We start from the raw sequence: 25,088 nt of genomic DNA on the forward strand, positions 1-25,088 counted from the left end.
TGGTCCAGCTCAAGTCTGCGGCTTCCACGGGGACGTGGCAAAACCGCGTGACGTTGAGGATCTTGGTTGCGGCTTCCGGCCGTGACCGCCGCCTCCCTTCGTTATGGACGCTGCGGGTTTGACCCCGATGAGAGTACTTCCTTGATCCGTGACAAGTAAGGCCGCATTTGGGCGTCCCACCACTCATCTGGATTCCCGGCGAACTCGGTGTTCGCCGGGACCTCAAAGACGGTTCCAACGGTGAGTGTACATCCAGAGGACGTCGGTTCCAGCCGGTAGGTCGAGCGGCTGTTCACCTCGCTTTGGGCAATGGGACGCGTAGATGCCCACCAAGGGCTTTCCTCGCCAATGACTTCGATAATGGAGACGGAGCCGTCGCGGCTTATGAAGCACTGTTGTTCTCCCACCCCGGAAGGGGTGCCGGGGACTGTGAAGGCCTTCACCGCGTTGGACAGGAGAACTGCGCTCTCAGCCGGTCGGATCAGTGACCATACGGTGTGGGCATCGCGCTCGTAGGTTTCGGAGGCATGCGCGCTGTAAGTTTTGGTGCGGCCGGAAGCCTGGGAGGCTTGAGCTGTCTCGAACGCCCGCTTATGCCGGCGATTCACCACCGCCGACAGTACGAGGAGCATAACCAACAGCGCGGTTGCGGCTATCAGAATTCCAAGCCCCAGAGCTTGATTGCCAAAGTAGCTGATGACCGAAGCAAGCGCGGCGATGGCAAGGTAGCCGGCGGCAAAAAGTGTGTCGTGGAGGATCTTGATGAACTTGATCACTTTGTCATTATGAAGGTCTGGCTGGGGCAGGCCGTGCATGGCGCGTTTGCTCACATAGTTCGAGGCTGAAGCGCCCCCGCAGGAAGACTCTTGCCGTGAGCAACTCTCCGCGTACTGGTTTTGCTGTGGCCGGTCTCAGCCTGAAGCTGCTGACCGAACGTGTCGGCGTATACAAGCGATGCAACTTCACCAGCCACCACCAGCAGGTCTGTCCGGATGAGGTCAGGCCCTTGACAGGAGGCGGCGCCGCTTTTCTTTCGCAACGTAGGACAGAACCCGGGGCAGTTCGACGTCGTATAGTTCCGTGACCAGGGAGATGCGGCGACCCGATCCCTTTCAAGAGGACCCTTCGTGCTTCCTCAGACCCAGTCAAGTGCAGTGAACGCAGCGCAACCATGACTTGGTCGATTTGCTTCGCATTCAGCAGTTGGTGTCGCGAAACGCGCTTGTTGTGCCCACCATCAAAGATTTCGTATCCGTCAGCCATGACGTCCCTCCAGAAGATAATCCAAGCATCGTGCGAGGCCCTGAGAGCATTATGAATACGAGGTCCGACAATTGTTGTGAGGCAGTGTCGGTTCCTGGCAATACACTTTCTTCCAGTCCTCACCCGCGATCGGAGACTTACCCATGGATGACCGCCCAATAATGCTCGGGACGCTGCCTGACGGCCGTCGTCTCCACCTCGGTGATGCGGCTGGACGTTTGCCTGCAGGCGGAGGTGTTCTGCTGATCCGCGGTGATGGGCCAGTTACGAGGGGGAATACGTATCTCGATGAGATCGTCAGTCAGTTTTGCCGTACGAGTGCGACACACGTCATCGACCTCGTCGGAGGTGACTATGGATGGATGTTGGAAGGGATGAGGACACTTTCCAGATCCATGGGGGAAGCCTGCATGAAGGTCGGAGAGATCTTTGGGGGAATGCATGAGGATCCGCGCGGTACAACTGTCATCGTCAACGGCGCTGAGTCACTCCATGCTGATGCCCATTCATACTCATCCCTACTCGCCGAGAAGCTTAATCATCTGATCGCTTTCCCGCCTCAAGGAGGTGCTTCCTTGGTGCTGGCCGGTCGCGACTTGGACGTCTCCAAGCTTCTGGTGGGGGGTTTGAACGGTGCCTACCGGATACAGCTCAGCTGTGGCCAGACCAATTCCGCTCAGTATCTGCTCGGCGACCTTCAGGATGCTGTCCTGCCTGCGACCACTGCCATCTATGAGGGGCCCGCCGGGTCTGCGTCGACGTTTTTCAGCCCTCTTGTAGGCCCCGATGGCAGGTCCGCGGGGGATGCGTTTTTGGAGCTGCCAATCGGTATTGCAGGGGCCAACTTCTCGACAGCGTGGGCACAAAACCTACTGGTACGCGGCGGTTCACTTTCCGACAGGTCGGAACTGATCGCCGCGATGGCCATGGCTGCGCAGGAATCTGGAGTGCTTACTTGGGTCGCCGCGTCAGCCCCAGATTCCGCACCCAGTGCCAACTGGCGTCACCATCGGGAGACTATGTCCACGGGAGTCGTGCAGGCGCGGGAACTCCTGCGGCTCGCTTGCGATCAAGTCTTCCCGCGCATCGATGCGTGCCGAAGGCTAGGCACTAACGACGTTAGGGACTTTCGGATTCCTGCCAATTTGGCACGGCCTATTGCAATCTTCGTTGACGATCTTGATGGCTTAACAAAAGGCAGCGCAGACCAGCCCGACTTTGAAGAGTCAGCTATGGCCGTGGAAACCCTGATCGGTTTCCTTTCCAAGACTGCCAAGCAAACAAACGTCTCGCTGATTGTGGGCACTGCAGACCGTCGACCGACGCAATCGACTGATTTTGACTCGCTGTGGAATAGCGCTGCGCAGCTACAGCTAGCCTCGTCCATTTCCGATCCCGGCTCCGATGAGCCTCCGCTGTACTTTGCCGCGCCGGGACTTCCTGGCATCACTCTCCAGGCAGCAAGGGTGTAGTAAGCAGTCCCGACGATAGCGATTTTTTCCTTTAGTTTTAGGCCGCATTCCGCAGGTTCTGGACTTCGCCTTCCAGCGCCCGTTCTATTGTGACGCCGCCATCCGGGCCTGGTCCCGATGGAAACTCGCCGGTGCTCCAGCGGAGTTTGTTTGCGTCCTTGCAGCGCCGTCCGTGCCTTAAGCCACGCACGATTGCATGTCCTGCCTCACCCGTTGGGACCCGCTCCTTGCGCCAGTTTGGAACCTCTTCGTCCGGTGCTGACCAGCCGCTCTTCTCCAAGTAGCGCCTATCGATGGGCCACTCAGCCGTCGGTAGGTATTGCTCGGAAACAATTTCGCACCACACACCGTCAGCGCTTGGTGTCCCCTGAGCGTAGGGCCTGGTGGTGATTTCCTCATCGCCGTCGTACTCGACGCGCAAAAAGCCGTTCCAAGGCATCTTTGCCAAGAGTTGGCCGATGAGTTCGCCTGCCTGTTTCCATTCTTCAGTCGCGCGTTGGGACTTCGCCTCATTGATGGCCAGACTTTCATCCTCAAATCCAAACGGAAAGCCCCAGTGGAACTCATGACTGTCCGGTTCCTCGTCGCTTTCCAGGTCGCGGGGCAGAACAACTTCGATCGCTTCATCCCAGCTTCCGTAATGGCGGATCACCTCGACGGCGGAAGGGCATTCATTTTTAACGGCTGCTTCGGCCATGATCCACTGATCATAAAGCTCTATGTTCATCGGGATGCCGAGATTTATGCAGTCTTCGGTGAAGCGATCTAGGGCCTCCAAGTAATCAACCTCACTGAAACGCTGGTCATAGGACATAAGCCGCATGCCGGCTGACTTCAGTACGCTCTCCCAAGATCCATAGCCGTAGCGTGTCCGTAGCTTCGCTGCGGGGACGGGCCAAGGATCCGAAGAATCGTTGGCAATCGAACCAAGCCGCAGGGATGTTGTCTCTACAGCGTTCTTATAGTCCGCGTGAGAGATCGTGGTGATGGCACGGGCACGGATGGCAAGAGCTGTCGTTTCGATAACGGCCAAGATCTCTGCCATACGCCGGTACGGCAGGCGCGAATTCAGCAAGCCTCGAAGCTCAGATACCGCGGCGAGCGACATCTTTCCTAGAGCCAACTGGTAATCCGGCTCTATTTGATGGTGGACGCCCGTTACGTACAGCAGGCTCAACTTGTCACTGAGCCTCCGCGGGAGAACTTCCTCGACTGGTTGACCACCGGGAATACCAGGAATGTGCAGAAGCTCCGCGGCGATTTGGACATCGATTGAGATACCCAGCGCCGTCAAAACTTTTGGTATCTCGTCGCGATCGATTTCCGAGGCATGAAGCCGCTCGATCATGTCCTCATTTGCGAGGAGGGTCTCATTGGTAGCGAGACAGCGCCGCCGAACCGCACGCGAACGTTCCAACTCGTCTTTTATGTCAGCCTGGGTCAGGGCCAGAACGGAGACTTCTTCAGTGCTGCAGTCTTTCGCGGCAGCGATGAAACGGAGCGGGTCACCCCGGCGATAGAGGTCGCGAATGTCGACCGAGGCTGCTTCTTGCGTGCGAGCGCCCTCATGCTGCTCCAGCAAACTATCCCCCATTTCCCAGCACCTATTCCTGCACGGAGCGGAGGGCATCCGCCCAAGTGCCGTAGATGTTTCGCACTGACGCCCCGGATGGCCGCTCGTGGCCAGCAGCGATCTCCTGCTTCACCCATTCGTCGTAGGCGGCAAACGTCGCATTCGTTTCCGCTGCCGACGCATGGAAACAAAAGTCACGTACCGCGTCGTCGTAGTCCTCGCGGGTGAACTTCAGCAGTCCCTTCGGACGGCCCTGCGTGGTGGTCCCGATTCCCATTGCTTCCAGTGCCTCGTTCCAGCCACCAAAGCGCTTCATCACGGTTTGCCGGGTGGGCGGCCAAGGGAACGCTCCCTGCCTGGACACCAGACCGAGCGCCACGACAAGCTCGTCACGGAGCTCCTGGTAGCGCGCGCCGGTGATGCTGGCGGACGGGTTCTCCGAGAGGACTTTCTGGGCGGCACCAATAACTCCCAGGATGGTAGCCACGTCATCGGGTGAGGCTTCTGCCGATTCCAGGGCTGCCCGCAGCTCGCTCATGAGGGACAGGTCCAGGTTGACTGCTGCCCACTCTCGGTCAGGCGAAAGGTTCCGGTCCGAGCCCAGCAGGAACCAGATGCCCGCAGCCAGGGCCTCCTTGGAGAAGATGTCATCCATCTGCGCCTTGGAGAAGACAATGTTCGACCCCCTAAGTGCCTCTTCAGCCAGATCGACGTCGATCGCCGGGTAAAGTGCCTGCAACTTCAGCACGGCATCGGGCCGGGTCACGCCGCACTTGGCCATCTGGCGGGCGAGGTCACCGTACTCAGCGAGGAAGGCTTCATGCGCCGCCTTGGTGGCCGCTTCCCGTGAAGCAATCCGGTTCTTGCGGGATTCTTCAGCGTTCGTGCCGCCGACCTTCGCGATGATCTGCCGGACCCGCTCGCGGGTGATGCCGAAGCTCTGACCAATGGCGTCGAGCGTCTCGCCGTCGGAGTAGCGCTCAACCATGGCAGCGTCGCGCTGTTCCCGACTGAGTTCAGGAGTTGTAGTCATGGTCATATTCCTATCAGCAGGCTCGGACATTATTCGGCAGCCGCGTGCGTGGCTCCGCCAACCACCGGATCGTTGCTAGCCGCAGTCTCTCTCAGCACCTGCATGAACAGCTCGTTGGGCCGTGCTCCGGGCAGTACGACCTGCAGATCAGACAGCGCCGCAAGCGGCGAGATGCCCGCCACCGTTGCGCCATACAGGGCAGCGACGGTCGGCGTCCGGGATTCCGCCCGGACACAGTGCAGCAGCACGCTCTTGCCCTCCGACCGGTAGCGTTCGACGGCGGCCGCCGCCCCCCGGAGGACAAATGCGGTGTGCGCGTTGTCGCCTTCAACAGCGGAGTCGACCACCCAGAACGTGGCGTGGTCCTCCGGAGCCAGGCCCGGCACGTCCAGCGCGCCCAGCCGGCAGAGCGAAACCACCGCGTCGATCCCCAGCTCAGCCACGCGCTCAAGCGAGCCGACCCCGCCAAGCCACACGCCGCCGTCGTGCGGGTGCCGGACCAGCACGTCCGTGCGGCCCCACATGCTGTAGTCGTGGCGGTCGGCCCGCGGCCAGGAGGCCGGCCGGCGGCCTTCGCCACGGCCCAGCTCCATGCCGAGGACCATGAGGTCGCGGGCACGCATGCCCGGCCAGCCGTGGAGCCGCTGCCGCCATTCGAAGGGCACGGCGGTGTAGCCGTACGCCGCACCGAGCAGCCCACCGGCGATCGCGGCAACCGTATCGGTATCGCGCCCGCCCCGCACTGCCTCTTCCAGAGCCGCCCGCAAATGCGCTGGCCCCGACGCCGACAAGCCCGCAAAGTGGATGGCGCTCCATGCACCCTGGAAGGCCTCCACCACCCAGCCGTTGCGGGCGAAGTCGCTTGGACGGGACCGCTCCGCCGTTACTATCCGCTCCCGCCACACAGAAGCCCGCTCGGCAGACAGCAGCGGCAGGCCCGCCCGGACATCGAGCGCCCCGGTGAGAACGGCCTTGCGGATCGCCACGCACCACAGCCCGCAGGCCTCCTGCGCGTCAGGATCGGCGTGGGTCAGCGCGCTCATCACACTGGCAGCGGCCAGCAACTCCGAAGGGTCCCGGTCTAGGTAGGCGAGGGCCAGCGGGGCCGTCCGCATCAGCGAGCCGTTGCCGGCGCTGCGGCCGGTGCGGGCATGGAAGTCCGAGGCTGCGGCAGTGAAGTCGGCCGCGTGCACTTTTCTCCGTCCGGCAGCGGAAGCCAGCCGGCGGGCTGCCGCGATCACGGAGCTTGTCTGCGCGCCCACATCCTTCGCCTCCGCAGCCCAGGAGGTCCAGACCCGGACCACCATGGTTAGCGCCGCGGGGGAGGAGGAACCGGCGTCGGACGCGGACTCCAGCAGCGCCTGGGCGATGGGGATGGCCATGGACGTGTCGTCGGTCCACTCGGCCGGCGCGAACCCGAACGGACCGCCGCCCTTCATAGTGACTTCGGCGCCGTCCGGCAGCGGCGCGCCGAACTCGTAGCCGGCTCCGAGGGCGTCGCCGGCGGCCAGGGCGACGAGGACGCCAGCCGCGCGGTCATTCTGCAGGGGGTTCAGTTTCATGCCATCTCCATCAGGCGGTGTTGGGTATTCCAGCCGGTCAGGTGGGCCAGCTGGGGGCGGCGCCGGGGGAGCGCGACGGCGATGCCGGCGGCGGTCACTGCTCCGGCGGCGCATGAGACGTTGCGGCTCCGGAGCGCGCCGTGGTCACGGACCACCACGGCCGCCGCGCCGCCGTCGAAGGTTCCGAAGTCCATCGCCTGGACGTGGGCGGCGAAGTCGCGGGCGCGCTGGCCCGGCATCGGCCCGGATGCCAGCACGTGCGGCGACAGCAGTTCCAGGTCCAGCAGCGCCGCCTCGACCAGCTGGCGGTAGTGGCGGAGGAAGAGCGTGCAGGTGCCGAAGACCTCCAGGAGCAGAGGCTGCTGGCCGAGGCCGATCACCACGCCGCGCTGGCCTTCCAGCGGATTCGGTGTGTCCGCGGCGTCGAAGCGGTTCCGGCCCTCCTTGTCGTCCTTGAACCAGTCCATGTGCTGGAGGAGCGAACTGGTGGCAGAAGCGCCACGGGCGTTGTCGAAGCGGCTGACCCGCTCCCAGATGCGGCCCTGCCGGTTGCCGCCGCGCGCGCCGCCAATGCCGTTGGCCAGCTCGGACCAGACATTGAGCGGCGCGCGTCGGGCTTCCCGGCGGTGGGTGGTTTGGCCGGCTTCCCAGCGGCCGGCTTCGACGCAGAAGGTGTCGATGTAGCGGGTTTCGCCGGGGCCAAGGACGACGTCGCGGGCACACGTCCGGTGCTGCTGCCCGCCTTCGAGCAGCTCGCCTTCCAGCAACAGCGCGGGGTGCGGTCCGTTGTTGGTGACGGTGAGGCGGGCCACCTGGGCGCCGCTTGCGAGCTCGGTGACGGCGACGTCGGCGTGGGTGCCCGTGCTGATGCCGAGGCTGCCGGAGCCTGACGTCCAGACGGGGAAGATGCTCAGGGGCCGAGCCTTCTGCCGGCGCCGACGTGGAGCTGTGGGACTTTCATGATGACCTCCGGTTTATTTAATGCATTTCTGCGCTAATTAACTTCAGTATGCATCGCTTGCGTCTTTAGCGCAACACTGCGATAAATAGTGGTGTGAAGGATTCCAAGAACAGCCCTGCCGCGTCCCTGCTCGACTACCCGCGGCCGTCGGTGGCGGTGGATACGGCGGTGCTGACCGTCGCGGACGGTAGCGTGTGCGTGCTGCTGGTGCGCCGCGCGGAGGACCATCAGCGCGGGAAGTGGGCCCTGCCGGGAACGTTCCTGCGCGAGCGAGAGACTCTGGCGGATGCGGTGCTGCGCTGCCTGCGGGAGAAGGCAGGTATTTCGGGGCGCGTGCCGCGGCAGCTGCAGGTGTTTGACGAGCCGGGGCGCGATGACCGCGGCTGGGTTTTGTCAGTGGCGCACGTGGACGTGGTGCCTTTGGCGGCTCTGGAGGAGGCGTTGAAGTCCGACGGCGTCAGGCTGGCTTCCGTGACCGGGGAACCGGAGCTGATCGCCGGACTGCCCTACGGGCATGCGGACATCGTGGCCAAGGCGGTGGCGTGGCTACAGGCCGCCTACTTGGACGCACCGGACCCTGGTGCGCTGCTGGATGAGCCGTTCACGCTGAAAGACCTGCGGGAGCTGCACGAAGTGGTTGCGGGTGCTCCGCTGATGCGGGATACGTTCCGGCGATTCATGGAGCCCAAGCTGGCCGGGACGGGGCAGATGTCTGATGGGACGCGGGGGAGGCCTTCGCGGTTGTGGGTGCGGAGGAATTAGTTGCGACGTCCCGCGAGGCGTTGGGTTGAACTGCAGGGCTCACCATGAAGAATGACGTAAACGACGACGGACACAGGCATGGACGGCTCAACAGGGGGCAAGTTGATGTATGCAGAACACGGAACTATTCGATACCGGCAGATCAACGCCTTGGCATGGAGGGTGGCGAGCGAGCTGAGTCGACGAGACCAAGGGCTATACATCGGCCTCACGGGATATGACGGCTCGGCTGCACATGCTGACGCCTCAATGCTGACTAACGCCAGCGGTCCGGAGTACCAAGCAAGACGCCGTGGTCTGGGCTTCACTGCCGGCTCCGGTGGGGATTTTCAGATTTCTTGGGACAGGGCGTTTGCCATGTCAAGCGCAAGAGCTATAGCGATCGCGATGGAAGAATCTCAAAACATTTATCGTCCTGAGAAGTCGCCGGCAACCACTCCCAGGGTTCTGAACTATCGCGTGATGGCTTCGATGTTGGAGCTCACAGTGGGTGGGCGCTTGGAGTGGTCAACGAGCGAACTCAGCGCTGGACCCCTTGACCCTGAGTCATCAATATCGCGCGATCGTCTGCAGCCTTGGGAGGATACTCGCTGGATCCTGCAGCGTGACGGTCAGCAAGTAGCGCAGCTGGATAACTTCGGCTGGCTTGATTTGGGGGACCGCAGAATTGATCTGTATTCCAAATATCGCCAGCATCGCCAGCTCAATGGTCGGCTGTATCCACTGATGTTTGACCTCTTTGGCCGCCTGCTGCCATAGGATGGGCGGTCAGAACGCGACGTGCTAGCTGGCTCAGCGCAAACTGGCGGGTTGCCGGGGCCTGAAACCTTAGCTTTTCGGCATTGTGATTCCTTCGACTGCTGCCGCTAACATCTGACAAGGGTTGATAATCACATACAAAATGGGAGATTTCATGGGGGCACCGGAGTACTCCGACAGCGATGTCGAAGCGATGGCTGACACACTTGCGACCTTGGTTGCAGGCGGCAAGACACTTCAGGGGGCTCAGGCAGCCTTGACGTACGTGCCGGCGGGACTTGTCCACGCGGCGCGAGTGTTGTACGAGAAGCGGTTGAATCTCATAAAGGAGATCCCGGATCCCGACTTTTTGGCCGACAAACATCGCAAGGTTGGCTTCTGGTACTCCGGTCCCCGACACGACGATGTTGTTTGGCCGACGCTGAAAGCCAGGCTGTTGCAGGAACTTCCTGCAAAAGCGGTAGAAGGCGTGGATGCAGCGTCTTCCATGGTGATCGGCCTCGGGAGTCCTCCGGGCAAAGAGACCATCAATACGAGGGGTCTCGTGCTTGGCTACGTCCAAAGCGGCAAAACGACGAACTTCATGTCCGTGGTGGCGAAAGCGGCAGACGTTGGATACCGGCTCATTATCGTTCTCACCGGGACGACCGAAAACCTTCGAACGCAGACACAGGACCGGATCAATGATTACTTGATCGATCCCTGCGTCTCAATCTGGAACCCCTTGACTACCGTCGATCTTGACTTCAGCGTGACGACTTCGGCGAATGCGATACTGAGCAATCCGTCAATGCGTTCAATTGCTGTCGTAAAAAAGAACCCCTCCAGGCTTCGTCGACTTCGCAATTGGATCAAAACTGCGTCCGCGACGACGCGTCAAAGTTGTCCCATTTTGATCATTGACGATGAGGCAGATCAAGCGTCCATAGATGTTGGTACTAAGCGTCAGTCGACCATCAACGGTCTAATCCGTGACCTCCTGGGCAACCCCAAGGCTGCTTACATCGCATATACGGCTACACCGTTCGCAAATCTTCTTATCGATCCAAGTGTGGAGCAGGACCTGTACCCGCGGGACTTCATAGTGGACCTCCCTCGCCCGGATAACTATTTCGGTGCGGAACGGATATTTGGTCAGCTTGAGGCTGAGAGCCTCGAAGATCCTGTGGATGATGGCTTGGACGTGGTCCGGTTGATCTCCGAATTGGAGGTGGATGTCGTTCGTCCCCCACGGAACAAGACACTTTTCGAACAATGGTCCCCCGACGTACCTGAGGCAATGGACGCCGCGATCCGGTGGTTCCTCCTGGCAACGGCGGCTCGCCGCCTACGCGCCGGCCAAGTAACCCATTCTTCGATGCTTATCCATACCTCGATGTTGGCTGGGGCGCATGAAAAGACTGCAGAAGCAGTCGTAGATCATCTGGATGCGCTCAGGGCGGAGCTGGTTAATGAGGCTCCTACGGCTTTCGCCGTATTCCGAGATCTTTGGGACTCCGAGTCGGTTCGGGTGAAGGCGGATACATTTGGCAATGAGCCGCTTCCCTTTGACGACCTGATGCCCCACTTGATTGAGACGGCCCGTGCCGCAAAAGTCATCGTGGATAACTACAAATCGAATGACCGGTTGGAGTACGACAAAAAGCATCCGCAGACAGCAATCGTGATCGGTGGCAACACGCTGTCCCGTGGATTGACGCTTGAAGGTCTGACAGCGAGCTACTTTGTCCGTGCTTCGTCGGCCTACGACACCTTGCTTCAAATGGGGCGCTGGTTTGGATACCGAATGGGCTACGAAGATTTGATCCGCATCTGGATGAGTTCCGAGCTGAAGAGCTGGTTTCTCATGTTGTCCATCGTTGAAGCTGAGATACGCGAGGAGATCAAGGTCTACGAAGCGGAGGGTAAGACTCCGGCCGAACTACCCGTCAAGATCCGTACCCATCCCCAAATGTCAGTGACGTCGGCCGCGAAAATGCGCTCTGCAGTCAAGGCGCAGGTCAGTTATTCCGGACGTCGTGTGCAGACGATCATGTTCAACGAAGGAGACTCAGACTGGTTGAATGGCAACATCACGGCAACCAAGAATCTGTTTGGGCGTCTGATACACCAAGGCCATGATGAAAATGAACTCGAAGCGTCTCGCCGCGGGTTCCAAGACGTTTCGGCCGACGACATTCTGGACTTCCTCGATGCATATAAGGTTCATGACGCGGCAAAATCCATCGACAAGGACGCGATACGCCGCTATATCGAAAGGGAACGTTCCGAAGGTGATTTGAAGCGTTGGGACGTTGTACTCATGGAGCCTCTGAACGGGGAGGAAGAGCTGGATCTAGGGCTCGTTGGAAAAGTGCGGCTCCTGCGCCGCAAGAAGATGTACATTCCGAGCGACGACGGGACGGCCAATTTGAAGGCAATTGCGTCGACTTCCGACCGTGTTGCCGATCTTGATGTCGGACTGGACTTCATTCGGAAATCCCTGAACCTAGTGTCGACAGATAAGATCACGGACCGGCAGTTATTGCAGTTCCGGCAACTGCGGCAGAAGTCCGACCGAAAAGGTCTGTTGTGCATCTACCCCATTGCCAAGGATTCTGATCCGAGACTGGACAAATCCGCTCTAGAGCCCGCAGAGAGCCGCCGGGTTCCGCTGTTCGCGGCGGCGGACGTGATTGGGCTCTGCTTTATGTTCCCCGACTCGCGCAATCCTCGATCAGTGGTCGATTACGTGGCCGCGAAGGTAGATGCCGATTATCTTGAAGCCCTTGAAGAGGAGCTGGAGGCAGCCGATGAGCTGGACGAAGAGAAGGCTGTCCAAGAAGAGCTGGTAAAAGCATGAGGGAATCATCGGCTTCAGTCTTTGATTTCCTAGCCAAGGATGTCTCAGCTACAGGGAGCTTTCATTCACGGAAATCTGGCGTATCGGCGGCAGACGGCGAAGTTCTTTGTGCCATAGACGCGGCCGGACAGCCCACAGTACTCGTCCCGATTGGCGCATCAAAGAACGGCCCCCTGAACTGGGCCAGTAAATCGTTGTCAATGCAAACAACCGAACTTGCTGTGGATGGTGTGCAACGGCCCTTTGTGATTCTCCGCTGCATCGAGCCAAAGCTGCACCACCAGTTCGGGCTATTGGCAGACGACGTTTTGGATGCAATTGCCCAAGCCCCACAAGGGGCAGCAAAGGCAGTCTCGGCTACTTTGGACCGTTGGAGGAACCTCTTCGAGTCCGAGCGAGGGTCCCTCCTGGGGGCCGAACAGTTGGCTGGCATTATGGCGGAGCTCTCAGTCCTTCATGAGCTTGTCAAGTCGCATGGACCCTATGCCTTGTCAGCATGGCAAGGGCCAAACGGGAACCGGCACGATTTTGTATTTTCCGACTGCGCCGTGGAGGTCAAAGCCACGACCAATCACAACAACATGGTTGTTACGATCCACGGCGGACGTCAGTTGGCGGCGCCGGATCAGGGTGGCCTTTACCTCAGAGCCTTCCAACTGGAGCGCACTCCCAACGGCATCTCCGTTCCGGATAAGGTCAAGGAAGTGATTGCGCTAGGTGTCTCCAGGCTTGATCTTCTGACAGTGCTAAGCGGTGCAAATTACTCGGATGCCGATTCATCTGCGTACGAGAGGTTGAGATTTTCAACGCTGTCCGAGAACTCGTATCTAGTTGACGCCAACTTCCCGAGGATTACTGCCGACACTCTTGTTCCGGCAGGCACAATTGAGCGGCTTGGCAACATTGCTTACTCCGTTGACTTGGGCCACATGGAGACCGCCAACCTCGATTTGTCAGGGGTCTCCATGGCGAGCGGCGGGCAGGACTGATGCTGTCGCTGTACAGGCAGCAGTATGGTGCTGATGGTGGCCTCGATGCGCGCTCGGCTGATAATGCCATCGGGCGTACATCACTTGGGCTTTGGGATCTCGTGCTCCGCGAGTCTCTGCAAAACAGTTGGGACGCCCGTGTAGACAGGGCCGGACACATTTCGTATTCCGTAGATGAGTACGAGATGACCGAGGACCAGACTCGGATATTGACGAATGACGTCTTCAGCCAGCTTCCCCCGAATTGCAGATCGACCGGCCTGCATAAACACATATTTCACAAGCGCATTCGAGTCCTCGTCATAGCGGATGGAGACACTCGAGGTTTAGGCGGGCCAGTTAGGGCGGATGTTTCAGGGAAATCCGGCGAGTCTCGAGACTTCGTTGATTTCGTTCGAAACCTTGGCCGGTCGACATCGAAGGGGTTGGAGGGCGGCACCTACGGGCTTGGCAAGGGTGTCCTTTACCGGGCGAGCCAAGTAGGCCTGTGTCTCGTGTACTCTCAGGCCAACTGCAAGGGAGCGGTAGAGCCTCGGCTGATTGGCGTGTCTGGTGGTGACGGCGACTACGACGACGGAGCTAGCCGCTATACCGGACGGAACTGGTGGGGGGTGCCTGGCGTTGACGGGATTGTTGATCCTTTGGTAGGACAAGCTGCCCGGGACTTAGCAAAGAGCCTGGGCATGCGCATACCGTCCAGTGAAAGTACCGGCACCAGCATCATGGTTATTGCACCCGATTTTGCTGGCGTCAAGAACGGTCGTGAACGAGTTTCGGCAATCGCTGACGCCGCATTGAAATGGGCCTGGCCGCATGCCCTAGATCTCGGCAAAGGACCAGATATTCGATTCAAGTTCAGCGCGGACGGCGCCGACATCCCGGGACCTCAACCGTTGGACCATCCGGTCTTTCGCGAGTTTGCATCGGCCTACATGGAAGGCCGTCAGAGAATATTAGACGCCGACCATACGAGCAATTGGCAAACCACCTTCACTCGCATCTCTAGCAGGCGGCCCAAACGCTATCTGGGTCTGCTGACGCATCGCATGAGCCACACGCCTGTTGCGACGGGCGCCGAGCTGGAGAACTCCGTTGCACTCCTGCGTGACCCAAGAATGGTCGTCAAATACCTATCCGTCGCAGCTCCACCCAATGGAGTACCAGTCTTTGGCGTGTTCATTTCCTCGCCAGAGATGAATGAAAAATTTGCAGAATCTGAACCCGTAACTCACGACGATTGGGTATACCGTCAAGCGACGGTCGAAAAGAATGCACCGAATCCCGTAAGGATTGCGCTAGATAATATTCGGGACACCTTCAGAAGTCTCTCAGCTAAGGGTGCGGCGGCAGGAGACGGGGTCCACTCCAAAGGAGCTTCTCGTGTAGCTGCTGCGCTAGGTGGCCTCTTGGCGGGGTTCTCTGGCACGGGTGCTGAGCTTCAGCCACCTGCGGGTCCAAGCGCCCCTGGGTCAAGGAGATCAAGAAGAGCCGCAGTACGGCTCCTTACCTCGGCTTCTCTGGACCTTTTGGACGGTGAGGTGGTTGCTAAATATTCCTTCTCATTGACCGGCGGCACACCGGGAAGCTCTCTCGCTGTCCGCGTTGCTGCCCGCGTTGTGACCGAGTCCGGAGGGAACGAATCGGAGGGTCCACTTGGTGCCGAGCTTCCTCGCTTCGCCGGTTGGATTTCCCACTCGGGGTCGTTGTTGTCATCCGGCGAGGTCTTGACCGTGCTTGCGCCTTACGACGACGAAATCACCGCGGTGTTCACCCAGCCTGCTGACACGGCCATCCGCGTCAGTGCCTCCGTAGAGGAGCTCGAATTTGCAGGCCATTAGCTTCGGTTATCTCACACTGCCGTTAGAGGAAGTATCCACTCTCGCTTGGGAAATTTCTGTGGGAGATTCTCCTCTTTCTGAGGAGGATACCGCGGCCGAAGATTGGACGTACTACGACGACATAATGGTTAAATGCACATTTGAGTTGGATCTTCAGTCGACACTGCGCCGACTACGGCTTCCAGCCAGCGCAGGCTTAGGCGCAGTGATTGTCGCTAGATCCACGGGAACGCCTCTCATTATGAGATCGGACGTCCGCAGCGTGCGCAGCGGCCGGCAACAAATCTATTTGACCGTTCCGGGAAGTCAGATTTCCGGAGGCTTAACTCTTGATTTTCAGATGTCGCTCCTCGAGCCCGGTCGGACCGTGGAGAGTCCCTTTGCGCCCAAAAAAATCGGGAACACGGTCTTCCGGGTGGAACGGAAGATTCTGCTGGAGGGAATAGCGCCACGGTTGCCAATGCTGCCGGTGAGCTTTGCCGACCATGGCATCGTAGGTTCCGAAAGCTCTCTGTGGTGGCTCCGGCTGTCTACCCATGACCTGACGGCCAGTGCCTCTTCCGCCATTTGGTTGTGGCTGAATGTTGACAACCCATTCATTGTGCGGATGTTGGAGGTCCCCGATTCTCCGGAATCGGAAATGTGGCTGCGTTTTCTCGAAATTGATTTCATGCGTCAACTCCTTCGCCAGGCTTTAAGTAACGATGAGTTGAGCCTCCAAGTTCCATATCCGGAGGAATCGCTGGGGTGTGTTCTGAGCAGCTTGGTCACTCTGTTGGGAAATTCACTGGATCAGCTCCGGCAACGTTACGAGGAGGATCCGGGTCGTTTGGAAGCGGAACTGCAAGCCAAGGTTGGTGGAGTAAAGTGACCGCGGAGAAAGCCTTGTTGTGCTACCCACGCATGGCACTGTACGACTCTTCCCTGTCATGGGAGTTGTTGCGTTCACAGAGTTTGTCGGAGATTGGTTTGTCCATTGACTTAACCAATATTCAAGCGCCGTATTATCCCCTGGCTCGCCAGCGCGCCGGCGCAGAGGAGCTGACGAGTCTCAGAACAAAGATACTGGGCATTGCTGAAGGTTTTGGTTTCCCCTCGGCGGTAAGCAGCAAGGTATTAGTTGAGTTCGACCGAAGCGTTGGGCCTGAAGTTCACGCTCAGATGGCCATAATGCCCGCTGACGCCTCTGCGATAGATGTTTGGAACTTCATCAATACGGCCGTTGTTCCTGATGTCGTCCTCTGGCGATATGGACGATTCAACGTACAGAACAAGAAGTGGAACATCTCCGAGGATCGCCTGTTCGACATGACCCGGACGACCATCGGACGACTTTGGTGGAGAGTTCATCTTCTCGGGCCCGAGTTGGCTGGCCGGCTGGGTGAGGATGAGGTTGTCAACCTGTTGGAGAAGCCGCGGATTGGCGGCTATCCGCTTCTTTCGCGAGCGATGGGGGCACACCTATTAGCTTTCGCCTCAGAAACGAACACGGGCCGGCGCATGGAACTTTTCCGAGATGCCACGAAAAGGCTCCTGCGCAAGATGGCAGTCCAATCTGTGTTCGTTATGTCATCCCAGCAGGTGGACGTATTCGTCACATCATTATTCTTAGAATCAGCTTCAGCTTTGGGCATTTCCCCAGTGGAGGTTTCCATAGAAACTCTCAGCGCCCGTGATTATAAGCACAGACTATTTGCGACTGAATGGCCTATGTCCTGACCATCAAAGACACACTGCCATCCGTTGCCGACGAAAAAGGCGCTAAAGGGCCCCTAACATGTCAGCAACAACGTCACCAATCTGCTTAGAAAGCAAAGGCGGCACGGCATTTCCCACCTGGTGAAATTGCTGTGTCCTGGCCCCTTCGAAGAAGTAATTATCGGGGAAGGATTGGAGGCGCGCGGCTTCTCGCACGGTGAAGCTGCGGTTCTGCTGTGGATCTGGGTGAATGTAGTAGTGCCCGTCTTTGGAAATGTGTGAGACCACCGTCGTCGCGGGCGTATCCCAGACCTGCACTCGGAAGCGATCTGTGAAAGGGGTGCGTTCCCGGCCAACGTTGCTGTGCTCAGGATGCAACGAAACTGGCAGGTCTGTGTACTTGGGGCTTTTGCCCAATCTTTCGGCGAGTTCCGCCATCACCCGGTACCGAGCAAGGTCGGAAACCATGTGAGGACGTGGATCATGCTGTATCGGCGCGGAGAGTGACGCTTCATGAATCCACGCTTCATACTCGTCCATAGCCAACGTGCCGGCTTTCAGGGGCTCATGCTTGGACACTGAATCCATCCGGCGGACCGAGTCAAGTGCTTTGTTCTGGACCGCTACCCAGTCCTGATCGATTTTAGGCCTTCTCTTTGAAGTCTTCGCACGCACGCTAGGCATGGTCTGCAGTGCGGCTCGAACCGTAACTGGTCCATCGGCCCTCTTGAGAGAACTACGTGGAAGGCGCCCCGCAACGTCGCTTCGAACTCCGAGCAAAATCACGCGGTGCCGTTTCTGAGGCACACCGTACTCTTCGGAACGAATGATGAAGTCTGACGGGTCCAATTCTCGGGGTTCGGCATCAACCACTAATGAACGGATCTCGTAGCTAGCACCGCCGGGTAGGCGCTTAAGGTCTTCGAGAATCGTTTGGAACATGCTGCTGTCGCCGTTTCTTGACGAGAGGAGCCCTTTGACATTCTCCATGACAAAGATCGTGGGCTTGAACTTGCCCAGGATGTGAAGGTACTCACGGTAAAGGAAATGCTTGTGGTCGGACGCGAACGACTCATCGCCGGTCCTCCGGGACCGCCCAGCGAGGGAATACGCTTGACACGGGGGGCCGCCAATGAGTGCCCAGTGTCCTCGTTCATTCTCTGGTCCGAGCTGGCGCTCGATAAAGTTGTCCACCTCGGGGCGATTGTCCTCTCCGAGTTCGACCTGGTAGACGTGGGTCTTGGCCGCTAAGTAGGCTTCTTTGAAGTCGCCAGTGAGCACGGATTGCCATGTCTGCTTGCCCTCGATGTAATCGAAGTAGGGTCGCAGATCTCCTCCAGACCGAACGAGCTCTCGGTATGTCGCTCGCAACCTGAGTGTCTGACAGGCAAGGCTATCCATCTCAAACGACGCCAAGGTTTTAAAGACGTAGGCCCCTCGTTCGTCTCTAACACTTGAGAATCCTTCATTCAGGCCTCCCGGCCCGGCGAAGAGATCGATAATTGGAAACACATGCACCCCTTGATATCCGACACTCCAGGATACCAGGCTGAACCGACAATCTACCTATCGTCCCCGTCAGAGTTGGATGCGTGGGCCTTGATCGGAGTGCGCCGCGACTCAGACCTTTGTTTCAGCCGTCGGTCGGAGCAGTCCGGCGCAAATGGTACTCCGACTGTCTTGGACGCCCTAGATGCAGACCTTCTGGTGCCGTTCCACTATTCGGCGTCTCGGACGACGTCGACCTGAGCCAGCTGGAATGGAAGCGTGGCAACTACGACACCACCCAACTCAGCAATCTCTACACCTGCAGCGACGCCCGCGCTGCGAACGTGATCCGCGAACTCCGCGACAAGGTCACAAACCCAGACCTGGTGCGGGCCATCGGCTTCTGCGTCTCAGTCCAGCACGCCCATTACATGGCCGAGGTGTTCAACCGTGCCGGGATCGTTTCCGTCGCCGTCGATGGAGGCACCAACGATGCCGACCGAGCAACTGCGCTGGAACGCCTCGGTCAACGGGAGATCAACCGCATTTTTGCCGTCGACCTTTTCAACGAAGGCCTGGACCTGCCGCAGGTGGACACCATCCTGCTGCTTCGGCCGACGCAGAGCGCCACGATCTTCCTGCAGCAGCTGGGCCGGGGGGCTGCGCCGTGCCGAGGGCAAGGCGGTGCTGACCGTCATGGTTTTCATCGGCCAGCAGCGCCGAGAGTTCCGCTTCGATCTGCGCTACCGGGCGCTGACCGGCTATGGGCGGAAGGAGCTGGAGAAAGCCGTCGAAGATGACCCATCCGAGTCCGCTCGGATGGGGGTTTCGACGTTGTTTGAGCGGTACGCTCCTTGAAGCTGAAGGCGCGCAAAACACATGGTTGTGAACAAACGATGTTCTGGCGCGTCTAGAGAGCAGCAGTGGGTGATAGCTCCAACGTCGGCTTTTGCTAACCTCTTTGCGTTGTATCGATGGGGAAAGGAATGCTCACTGGACCTACATCTGGGAACTGTACTTCGTGAAGCCGTTGATAGACCCTTTCCGGCAAAGGAACGGCCACGTCCTCGGTCCAGTAGTGTTCGGGTGCGGCGCGTACGATCAGCCGGGAACCGTCTCGCTCGAAGTACCGCAGGTCTCCGTTAAAAACGTAACTGTCGCGGACGTTCATGCCAAGGTCCTGCACCCAAAACTTGAAATTGAAAAGCCACGTGTTTGGGTCGTGAATTTCCTCCTCAGTTGTTAGCATTTCAGGCGTCCAGACCCGCTCCCATGCGTGCGACGCTTTCTTGTGCGGCGGGACGATTATGTCTCTTCCAGGCGGCTGAGCCTCAAGTTCGCCTAGTGCAGCATTAACGATGCTGATGCGAGCAATTTGATCGGAAACATTTTGAAAGTGAATGACGAGCCTAAGCCGGAACTGAAGCTTGCGTTGCGCTTCCTCCGTATAGGTCTCCTCGACGTACCGTTGGAACGTCCACGTAGAGAAGTCGTCAGTCTTATATAGCCTGAGTCCCGCGGAGCGCCTCATGTTTGCTGTCGCAAGGATCGTCGGGGCGAGCCGATCTAGTCGTGATTCTGCAAAGTTTCGGTAGGAATCGTCCGCTTCCTTACGTTGTCTTGCCGCAACCACTTGTGCGAGACGAGCTTCCTCGTGGGCCACGTCGAGGGATGCCTTGCCGATCCTTACCTGCTCGTCCGAAGCCTCGGCCTGCTGTTTGGTCCACTTAGCGGCCTGGCCTGCAAAATAGCCTGCAGTGACGGCTGCGGCCAGAGTCAGGACCGAGGTAACCGCCACGATCCAATTGGGGATTCCTTCTCCCACGAGGTCTACCATGCAACTGACGTTATTCCAGGCCCCCAAAACGTGCTGGTCGCGACACGGACTTGAGCGCTGATGTCCTGATATCTCATTCCTTCATTTGAATGAGATGGTCTTGTAGCTCAGGGGATAGTGCGGCTCTTCGACTTAGCGTTGGTCGCGGGTTCGATTCCCGCCAAGGATTAGAGGGACACTGAGCGGCTCGGTAGCCCGGCGTCCCTCTTTCTTTGGTGCGGCCAACACCAGATCTGACGCCATCTTGCCGGTTTCGACAGTTCAAGAAGCGCGGTTTCGACAGGCTCAACCACCGAACATGGGCAGCTCTCATCCGGGCGTCGTGAGGTGCGGGTTCCAGGCCATGGTCGGGTCCGTAGTGGAGCCCGTGCCGTCTCCGGTGGAGGTGATGGAGGTGCAGACCAGTTCGGAGCCGACCACGGGGGAGGTGGGGTCCTTGTAGTCGACTTTGATGTCGTTGGCCCAGTTGCGGTGCACGTCGCCGGTGAGGACGACAGCGTTGCGGACGTTGGCGTCCACCCAGCCTTGGGTGATGCGGCGGCGGGAGGAGGCGTAGCCGTCCCACCGTCCATGGAGACGTCAACGATCTCCGGGGCGGCGTTCCCTGTCCTTCTCGGCGAAGAAGATCTGCTGGCCCGGGATGTCCCAGCGCAAGAACGTCACCGAACGCCTCGCCGAGGACCGCACCATCACCGGCGCCGAGCAGGAGAAGTGGCTGCTGGACGGCTTCAGGAACTCCACCCAGGTCGTTCCGGTACTGCCGGGTGTCCATCATGTGGAAGTTTGGCCGGCTGGCCCCACTGGATGGTGCGGTAGATCTTACTGTCGTACCCGGCCGGCACGGACGAGGCCCGAAGCGGCATGTTCTCGAGTAGGCCTGGAACGCGGCGGTGCGGCGCTGCCGGGCTCCAAAAACCGAGCCATAGTGACACGCTGTTGGAACCTGCATTCAATGTCTGAGGCTCTGGGTACAGTTGCGCACATGGGGACATCAGGTTTACTCGAAGAGCGGTACGTCGGCGATATTGAAGGCAGGTTCTTCATCCCCGCCTATCAGCGCGGATATCGGTGGGGCGTTGACGAAGTCACTCGTCTCCTCGACGATATTGCTGAAAGCCGTGAGCAGTCGTCGTATTATCTGCAGCCGATCGTCGTGAAACGCATGTCCGACGGTCGTTGGGAACTCGTAGACGGCCAGCAACGACTTACCACCTTGTTCCTGATTCTGCAGGACATCCGCCGATCTTTACCGTCAGCGAATGCGCGGTTCGAGCTCGAGTACGAGACCCGAGGCGGCAGCCAAAACTATCTGAGGGACCCAGACGAGGTGGGAAGTGCTCTCAACATTGACTTCTTCCACATCCATAAGGCTGCTTCTACGATCAGATCGTGGTTCGAGGCCCTGGGGTCTGGCGAGATCCAGGCGGCAATCGACTTCTACACCGATCTGTCGCGTCGCGTGAAGGTTATCTGGTACGAGGCGCCCGAAGCGACAGATTCAACTGATTTGTTCACCAGGTTGAATATCGGACGCATCCCGCTGACTGACGCTGAACTCGTCAAGGCGCTCCTGCTGACCCGGGCGAAGGGGTTGGCGGGCCAGCCCGATCGATCGCAGGAGATCGCCGCGCAGTGGGACACATTCGAGCGCGATCTCCGCACGCCCGAGGTTTGGGCATTTCTTACGGGTCATGCGAACAGCCAGGCGACTCACATAAGCCTGCTGCTCGACAGCCTTGCGGGTGGGCCGAGGGGACGCGAGCGTCCGGCCTTCCACACGTTTGGAGCGCTGCGAGCAGAGATCGATGCCAACTACAAGACTTTCTGGAACAGAGTCATTGACCGCCACTCTCTGATCCTCGGTTGGTTCGAGGACCGAGACTTGTTCCATAAGGTGGGGTATTTAGTCGCGGTAGGTATTCCTTTTGATGAGCTCGTTGTTACCGCGGACGGCAAGTCCAGGAGCAGTTTCGAAGCCACGCTTGACGACAGGATCAAGGCGAAATTGGCTCTGACGGATACAGCACTATCTGGGCTGTCCTACGAGAGCGCGGCGGGACGGGAAAAGGCGTCACAGGCACTGCTATTGATGAACGTCGAAACAATTCGCAAAATGCAGCATTCCTCGGAGCGATACTCATTCCGTGCGCACGCGGCCGGCACGTGGTCGTTGGAGCACATCCACGCGCAGAATGCCGAAGCACTCAATACGGGCGAGCAATGGTCGAGTTGGCTCCGATTACATCGTGACGCTTTAGTCGGCTTGCCGCTCGACGAGAACCGTCGTCGCGACATGATCCGTCGGATCGACGACGCAATCCCGACGATCAGCCGGGAAACGTTCCGGCATCTGGAGCGCGACATCAACACCATTTTTTCTTTTGGTGATGAGGGAGCGGAGGGTGATGTGCACGTCATTGACAACCTTGCTCTTCTCGATAGCCGGGACAATAGCGCTCTGAGTAATGCGGTCTTCGAAGTGAAGCGGCTCGAAATACTCCGACGAGACCGCGCGGGTTCGTATGTCCCCGTGTGTACACGAAATGTGTTCCTGAAGTACTACACAGACGAGAGTGCACAGCAGGTCCACTTTTGGGGAGCATCGGACCGTCGCGCCTATCTCGACGCATTCCGTGTTGAGATCGGCGCGTATCTAACGGAAGAAGTGAGCGAAGCATGAGCACCCAAAGCCGGTCCACGACGTTCACCGGCCTCTTCTTGCCCAACGAAACGGATGAGATTCAAGCGATCGAGATCCCGCTGATTCAGCGGGACTACGCCCAGGGACGCGAAAGTCAGGCAGTCGACGAGATCCGCAAGAACTTCATTGATGTCCTGCACTCGGCCGTCGCTGGGGAGAAACCGGCGCCCGTCGACCTTGACTTCGTTTACGGCGAAGTGAAGTCAGGTGTGCTGGAGCCCCTCGACGGTCAGCAGCGGCTCACTACGTTGTTTCTGTTGCACTGGTATCTCGCATCGGGAGCGGGGGAGCTTCCTTCTACTCAGGCGTGGGCGAAGTTCACGTATGCCACTCGGCCGAGTGCCCGTCTATTCTGCGAACGGCTTGTGCTGACCACGCTGCCAGATACCGTTGAACAGCCGTCATCATGGGTCATTGATCAGCCTTGGTACCTCTTCGTCTGGCGCCACGATCCAACAATCCAGTCCATGCTAGTCATGCTCGACGCAATTCACCTTCGATTTCGGACGGCGGACGCCAAGATGGCCTGGGATCGGCTCGTAGACCCGATCGAGCCGGCGGTGTCCTTCCTCCTGCTCGCGCCGTCTGACATGGGCTCGGCTGCGGACCTATACATCAAGATGAACTCCCGCGGGAAGCCTCTTACTGAGTTCGAGAACTTCAAGGCGCATTTTGAGAAATCTATCGAGGCCACCGAACGCGCCAAGGAGTTTGCGGAAAATGTTGACGGTGCGTGGTCAGACCTGCTCTGGGGATTCCGGGGCGACGACGACTTAGTCGACGACGAATTCATGCGTTACATCGGCTACATCACCGAGTTGTGCGAGTGGCTCGATCCTGACGTCGAGGTCCCTGAGCATCCTGAACGTCCTAGCCACCGCACTGAGCGGGTGTTCGGCGGCGTCAATCCCAGGCGCGCAGAGTCATTGGACTTCCTGTTTAAGGCGTTCGACGTGTGGGTCGGACGCAATGTTGACGGGGAATTTAACGGGCTCTTCAGGGGTACCACCGAGCGGCAAGTCGGGTTTGAGGCCGATCGCGTGGCGCTCTTCTTCCGGGACCAACGGATCAACTTGTTCGACGCCTGCTGTCGCACCTTCGGAGATACAAGCGGAAGAACAAGGGTCTTCACGTTCGGGCAGAGCCTCCTGCTTTTTGCGGTACTCCGCCATCTCATGTACGGGACAGACGCTATTCAGGCCCGCATCCGCTCCCTGCGTAATCTCATAGAAGCTTCCGCGAATGAGCTACGCGTTGACCGGATGCCTAGGTTGCTACGGGACGTTGAACGACTTGTGCGCGACGGCGCTCTCGGCGAAATTGACAGCTTCAACAAGCAGCAGGTCGAGGACGAACTGCTGAAACAGGTGTTCCTGGACGCAAACCCGGAGCTGACTGAATCGCTTCATCGCTTGGAAGATAATCACCTGTTGCGTGGGTCGATCGGTGCGTTCGAGCTGGAGCCAACGAAGTTCGATGCTCGGGCCGATGCCTTCCTTCGTCTGGCGTCAGAGCCTGAGTCCTGGCTCGATGCCACCGGTGCGCTCCTCGCCGTCGGTGAGTATCAACGGACGACGAATCACAGAAAGTTTCAATTCGGAACAGGGTCTAAACGTTTCGAAAATGCTTGGCGCGAGCTGCTTACCGGAGCAGACCGTGAGGCACTTTCCGGAACACGTTCCGCTCTTGCCAAGCTCCTGGACGCCATCGAAGTTGGCGATGATTTAAAGTCGACGCTAGTGGCAGTGCAATCCGAATGGCTCGCCCAGCGCGAATCGGAGCTATTCCTCGACTGGCGGTACTACATGGTGAAATATCCGGCCATGCGTGAGGGCGCCTCGGGAACTTACTACTCACAGGGGGGAGCGCTCGGCTACTCGCTCTGCATGCTCCGCGGTGGTACGAGCACGCTCAATAGCAAGTACCGGGATCCTTACGTCCTTGCAATTTGGCGCAATCTCGGCAACCCACGGGATATCGATGACCCTTGGTTCACTGGACACGAAACTCTTCCGCGATGGCTACGGCTCACGCGCAGCGGCGTTAGGATTCGCCCAGTTTCCACAGGGTTCGAAGTTTCAGGACCTGTGCCGGACGATTTCGAGGAGTTATACGGTTCCCTGCGGGGTGAGCTCGGTATGTCCGAGGGCGGCATCATCGAGATCAAGCAGATGGACGGAATCGACACGGTTGACCGCATTGCGATCGGAACAGAGATTGTGCGGCAGCTTCTTGAACGGGGGCTGTGATCACCGGGTCATCCCTGAACTTTGAGTACCGATTCGATGCGTTCGAACAACAGCTGCGGAG

The 25,088-nt window shown here is 59.0% G+C and carries 17 protein-coding genes and 4 pseudogenes; 12 read left to right on the plus strand and 9 right to left on the minus strand.

The annotated features are described in order from the left end of the window. Nucleotides 1–101: 101 nt before the first annotated feature. Nucleotides 102–776, minus strand: coding sequence for a hypothetical protein (locus ASG77_RS15340; RefSeq protein WP_056347002.1), 675 nt, complete (start codon nucleotides 774–776; stop codon nucleotides 102–104). A gap of 861 nt (nucleotides 777–1,637) precedes the next feature. Between ASG77_RS15340 and ASG77_RS15345 the strand changes: the two genes are divergently transcribed. After that, nucleotides 1,638–2,735 carry a hypothetical protein gene (locus ASG77_RS15345; protein WP_156380342.1) on the plus strand — a complete coding sequence of 366 codons (1,098 nt, stop codon included), beginning with the start codon at nucleotides 1,638–1,640 and terminating at the stop codon, nucleotides 2,733–2,735. A 37-nt stretch (nucleotides 2,736–2,772) separates the two neighbouring features. On the opposite strand, the gene ASG77_RS15350 is transcribed toward ASG77_RS15345, so the two are convergent. The 4 genes and pseudogenes from ASG77_RS15350 to ASG77_RS15365 all read right to left on the minus strand — a co-directional run. After that, on the minus strand, nucleotides 2,773–4,329 hold the full coding sequence (locus ASG77_RS15350) for a TY-Chap domain-containing protein (protein ID WP_056347006.1): 1,557 nt from the start codon (nucleotides 4,327–4,329) through the stop codon (nucleotides 2,773–2,775). 10 nt (nucleotides 4,330–4,339) lie between these two features. Continuing rightward, nucleotides 4,340–5,341, minus strand: coding sequence for a sigma factor-like helix-turn-helix DNA-binding protein (locus ASG77_RS15355; RefSeq protein WP_162254944.1), 1,002 nt, complete (start codon nucleotides 5,339–5,341; stop codon nucleotides 4,340–4,342). Nucleotides 5,342–5,370: 29 nt separating this feature from the next. Then, nucleotides 5,371–6,903 carry an ADP-ribosylglycohydrolase family protein gene (locus ASG77_RS15360; protein WP_056347011.1) on the minus strand — a complete coding sequence of 511 codons (1,533 nt, stop codon included), beginning with the start codon at nucleotides 6,901–6,903 and terminating at the stop codon, nucleotides 5,371–5,373. After that, nucleotides 6,900–7,820, minus strand: a pseudogene (locus tag ASG77_RS15365) (ARPP-1 family domain-containing protein); the annotation flags it as partial. The pseudogene ASG77_RS15365 and the gene ASG77_RS15360, both read right to left, overlap by 4 nt. A gap of 137 nt (nucleotides 7,821–7,957) precedes the next feature. Between ASG77_RS15365 and ASG77_RS15370 the strand changes: the two are divergent. From ASG77_RS15370 to ASG77_RS15400, 7 genes are all read left to right on the plus strand, one after another. Further along, nucleotides 7,958–8,626 (plus strand): NUDIX domain-containing protein, encoded by a 669-nt coding sequence (locus tag ASG77_RS15370; protein WP_056347016.1) that lies wholly within the window; start codon nucleotides 7,958–7,960, stop codon nucleotides 8,624–8,626. A gap of 78 nt (nucleotides 8,627–8,704) precedes the next feature. After that, entirely contained in the window at nucleotides 8,705–9,385 is a 681-nt protein-coding gene (locus ASG77_RS15375) for a TY-Chap2 family putative peptide chaperone (protein ID WP_056347017.1), read from the plus strand. Nucleotides 9,386–9,527: 142 nt separating this feature from the next. Further along, the gene (locus tag ASG77_RS15380) at nucleotides 9,528–12,227 is read left to right on the plus strand and encodes a Z1 domain-containing protein (protein WP_056347019.1); all 2,700 of its coding nucleotides are present in this window, start codon (nucleotides 9,528–9,530) and stop codon (nucleotides 12,225–12,227) included. Continuing rightward, the gene (locus ASG77_RS15385; protein ID WP_082576078.1) at nucleotides 12,224–13,216 is read left to right on the plus strand and encodes a PD-(D/E)XK motif protein; all 993 of its coding nucleotides are present in this window, start codon (nucleotides 12,224–12,226) and stop codon (nucleotides 13,214–13,216) included. The genes ASG77_RS15380 and ASG77_RS15385 overlap by 4 nt, the downstream gene beginning before the upstream one ends. Next, a complete protein-coding gene (locus ASG77_RS22000; protein WP_156380343.1) occupies nucleotides 13,216–15,054 on the plus strand; it encodes a hypothetical protein in 1,839 nt (612 codons plus the stop codon). The genes ASG77_RS15385 and ASG77_RS22000 overlap by 1 nt, the downstream gene beginning before the upstream one ends. Continuing rightward, nucleotides 15,041–15,925: a hypothetical protein gene (locus ASG77_RS15395; protein ID WP_056347026.1), complete on the plus strand. Its 885-nt coding sequence runs from the start codon at nucleotides 15,041–15,043 to the stop codon at nucleotides 15,923–15,925. Before ASG77_RS22000 ends, ASG77_RS15395 begins: the two co-directional genes overlap by 14 nt. After that, a complete protein-coding gene (locus tag ASG77_RS15400) occupies nucleotides 15,922–16,773 on the plus strand; it encodes a hypothetical protein (protein ID WP_056347029.1) in 852 nt (283 codons plus the stop codon). Before ASG77_RS15395 ends, ASG77_RS15400 begins: the two co-directional genes overlap by 4 nt. A 42-nt stretch (nucleotides 16,774–16,815) precedes the next feature. On the opposite strand, the gene ASG77_RS15405 is transcribed toward ASG77_RS15400, so the two are convergent. Beyond that, nucleotides 16,816–18,264: a DNA cytosine methyltransferase gene (locus tag ASG77_RS15405; protein ID WP_235564560.1), complete on the minus strand. Its 1,449-nt coding sequence runs from the start codon at nucleotides 18,262–18,264 to the stop codon at nucleotides 16,816–16,818. Between the two features lie 407 nt (nucleotides 18,265–18,671). Between ASG77_RS15405 and ASG77_RS22610 the strand changes: the two are divergent. Continuing rightward, nucleotides 18,672–18,836: pseudogene (locus ASG77_RS22610) on the plus strand (helicase-related protein); the annotation flags it as partial. Nucleotides 18,837–18,936: 100 nt separating this feature from the next. Then, nucleotides 18,937–19,098 carry a hypothetical protein gene (locus ASG77_RS22615; RefSeq protein WP_235564603.1) on the plus strand — a complete coding sequence of 54 codons (162 nt, stop codon included), beginning with the start codon at nucleotides 18,937–18,939 and terminating at the stop codon, nucleotides 19,096–19,098. A gap of 94 nt (nucleotides 19,099–19,192) precedes the next feature. Here the strand turns inward: ASG77_RS22615 and ASG77_RS15415 are convergent, their stop codons facing one another. From ASG77_RS15415 to ASG77_RS23070, 3 genes and pseudogenes are all read right to left on the minus strand, one after another. Next, nucleotides 19,193–20,077 (minus strand): hypothetical protein, encoded by an 885-nt coding sequence (locus tag ASG77_RS15415; protein ID WP_056347033.1) that lies wholly within the window; start codon nucleotides 20,075–20,077, stop codon nucleotides 19,193–19,195. Between the two features lie 324 nt (nucleotides 20,078–20,401). Further along, nucleotides 20,402–20,728: pseudogene (locus tag ASG77_RS23065) on the minus strand (alkaline phosphatase D family protein); the annotation flags it as partial. An 85-nt stretch (nucleotides 20,729–20,813) separates the two neighbouring features. Beyond that, nucleotides 20,814–20,981 (minus strand): annotated as a pseudogene (locus ASG77_RS23070) (alkaline phosphatase D family protein); the annotation flags it as partial. A gap of 78 nt (nucleotides 20,982–21,059) precedes the next feature. Between ASG77_RS23070 and ASG77_RS15430 the strand changes: the two are divergent. Both ASG77_RS15430 and ASG77_RS15435 read left to right on the plus strand, forming a co-directional pair. Then, nucleotides 21,060–22,757, plus strand: a complete 1,698-nt coding sequence (locus tag ASG77_RS15430; protein WP_056347362.1) for a DUF262 domain-containing protein — start codon at nucleotides 21,060–21,062, stop codon at nucleotides 22,755–22,757. Next, a complete protein-coding gene (locus tag ASG77_RS15435) occupies nucleotides 22,754–25,027 on the plus strand; it encodes a DUF262 domain-containing protein (protein ID WP_056347038.1) in 2,274 nt (757 codons plus the stop codon). Before ASG77_RS15430 ends, ASG77_RS15435 begins: the two co-directional genes overlap by 4 nt. The last annotated feature ends 61 nt before the right edge of the window (nucleotides 25,028–25,088 follow it).

Source organism: Arthrobacter sp. Soil762, assembly GCF_001428335.1.
Classification (GTDB): Bacteria; Actinomycetota; Actinomycetes; order Actinomycetales; family Micrococcaceae; genus Arthrobacter.

What these genes read in the sequence shown, in the direction of transcription:
- ASG77_RS15345 (WP_156380342.1), top strand. Translation starts at nt 1,638, where the DNA reads ATGAGGACACTTTCCAGATCCATGGGGGAAGCCTGCATGAAGGTCGGA.
- ASG77_RS15350 (WP_056347006.1), bottom strand. Translation starts at nt 4,329, where the DNA reads ATGGGGGATAGTTTGCTGGAGCAGCATGAGGGCGCTCGCACGCAAGAA.
- ASG77_RS15355 (WP_162254944.1), bottom strand. Translation starts at nt 5,341, where the DNA reads ATGACTACAACTCCTGAACTCAGTCGGGAACAGCGCGACGCTGCCATG.
- ASG77_RS15360 (WP_056347011.1), bottom strand. Translation starts at nt 6,903, where the DNA reads ATGAAACTGAACCCCCTGCAGAATGACCGCGCGGCTGGCGTCCTCGTC.
- ASG77_RS15375 (WP_056347017.1), top strand. Translation starts at nt 8,705, where the DNA reads ATGGACGGCTCAACAGGGGGCAAGTTGATGTATGCAGAACACGGAACT.
- ASG77_RS15380 (WP_056347019.1), top strand. Translation starts at nt 9,528, where the DNA reads ATGGGAGATTTCATGGGGGCACCGGAGTACTCCGACAGCGATGTCGAA.
- ASG77_RS15385 (WP_082576078.1), top strand. Translation starts at nt 12,224, where the DNA reads ATGAGGGAATCATCGGCTTCAGTCTTTGATTTCCTAGCCAAGGATGTC.
- ASG77_RS22000 (WP_156380343.1), top strand. Translation starts at nt 13,216, where the DNA reads ATGCTGTCGCTGTACAGGCAGCAGTATGGTGCTGATGGTGGCCTCGAT.
- ASG77_RS22615 (WP_235564603.1), top strand. Translation starts at nt 18,937, where the DNA reads ATGGTTTTCATCGGCCAGCAGCGCCGAGAGTTCCGCTTCGATCTGCGC.
- ASG77_RS15415 (WP_056347033.1), bottom strand. Translation starts at nt 20,077, where the DNA reads ATGGTAGACCTCGTGGGAGAAGGAATCCCCAATTGGATCGTGGCGGTT.
- ASG77_RS15430 (WP_056347362.1), top strand. Translation starts at nt 21,060, where the DNA reads ATGGGGACATCAGGTTTACTCGAAGAGCGGTACGTCGGCGATATTGAA.
- ASG77_RS15435 (WP_056347038.1), top strand. Translation starts at nt 22,754, where the DNA reads ATGAGCACCCAAAGCCGGTCCACGACGTTCACCGGCCTCTTCTTGCCC.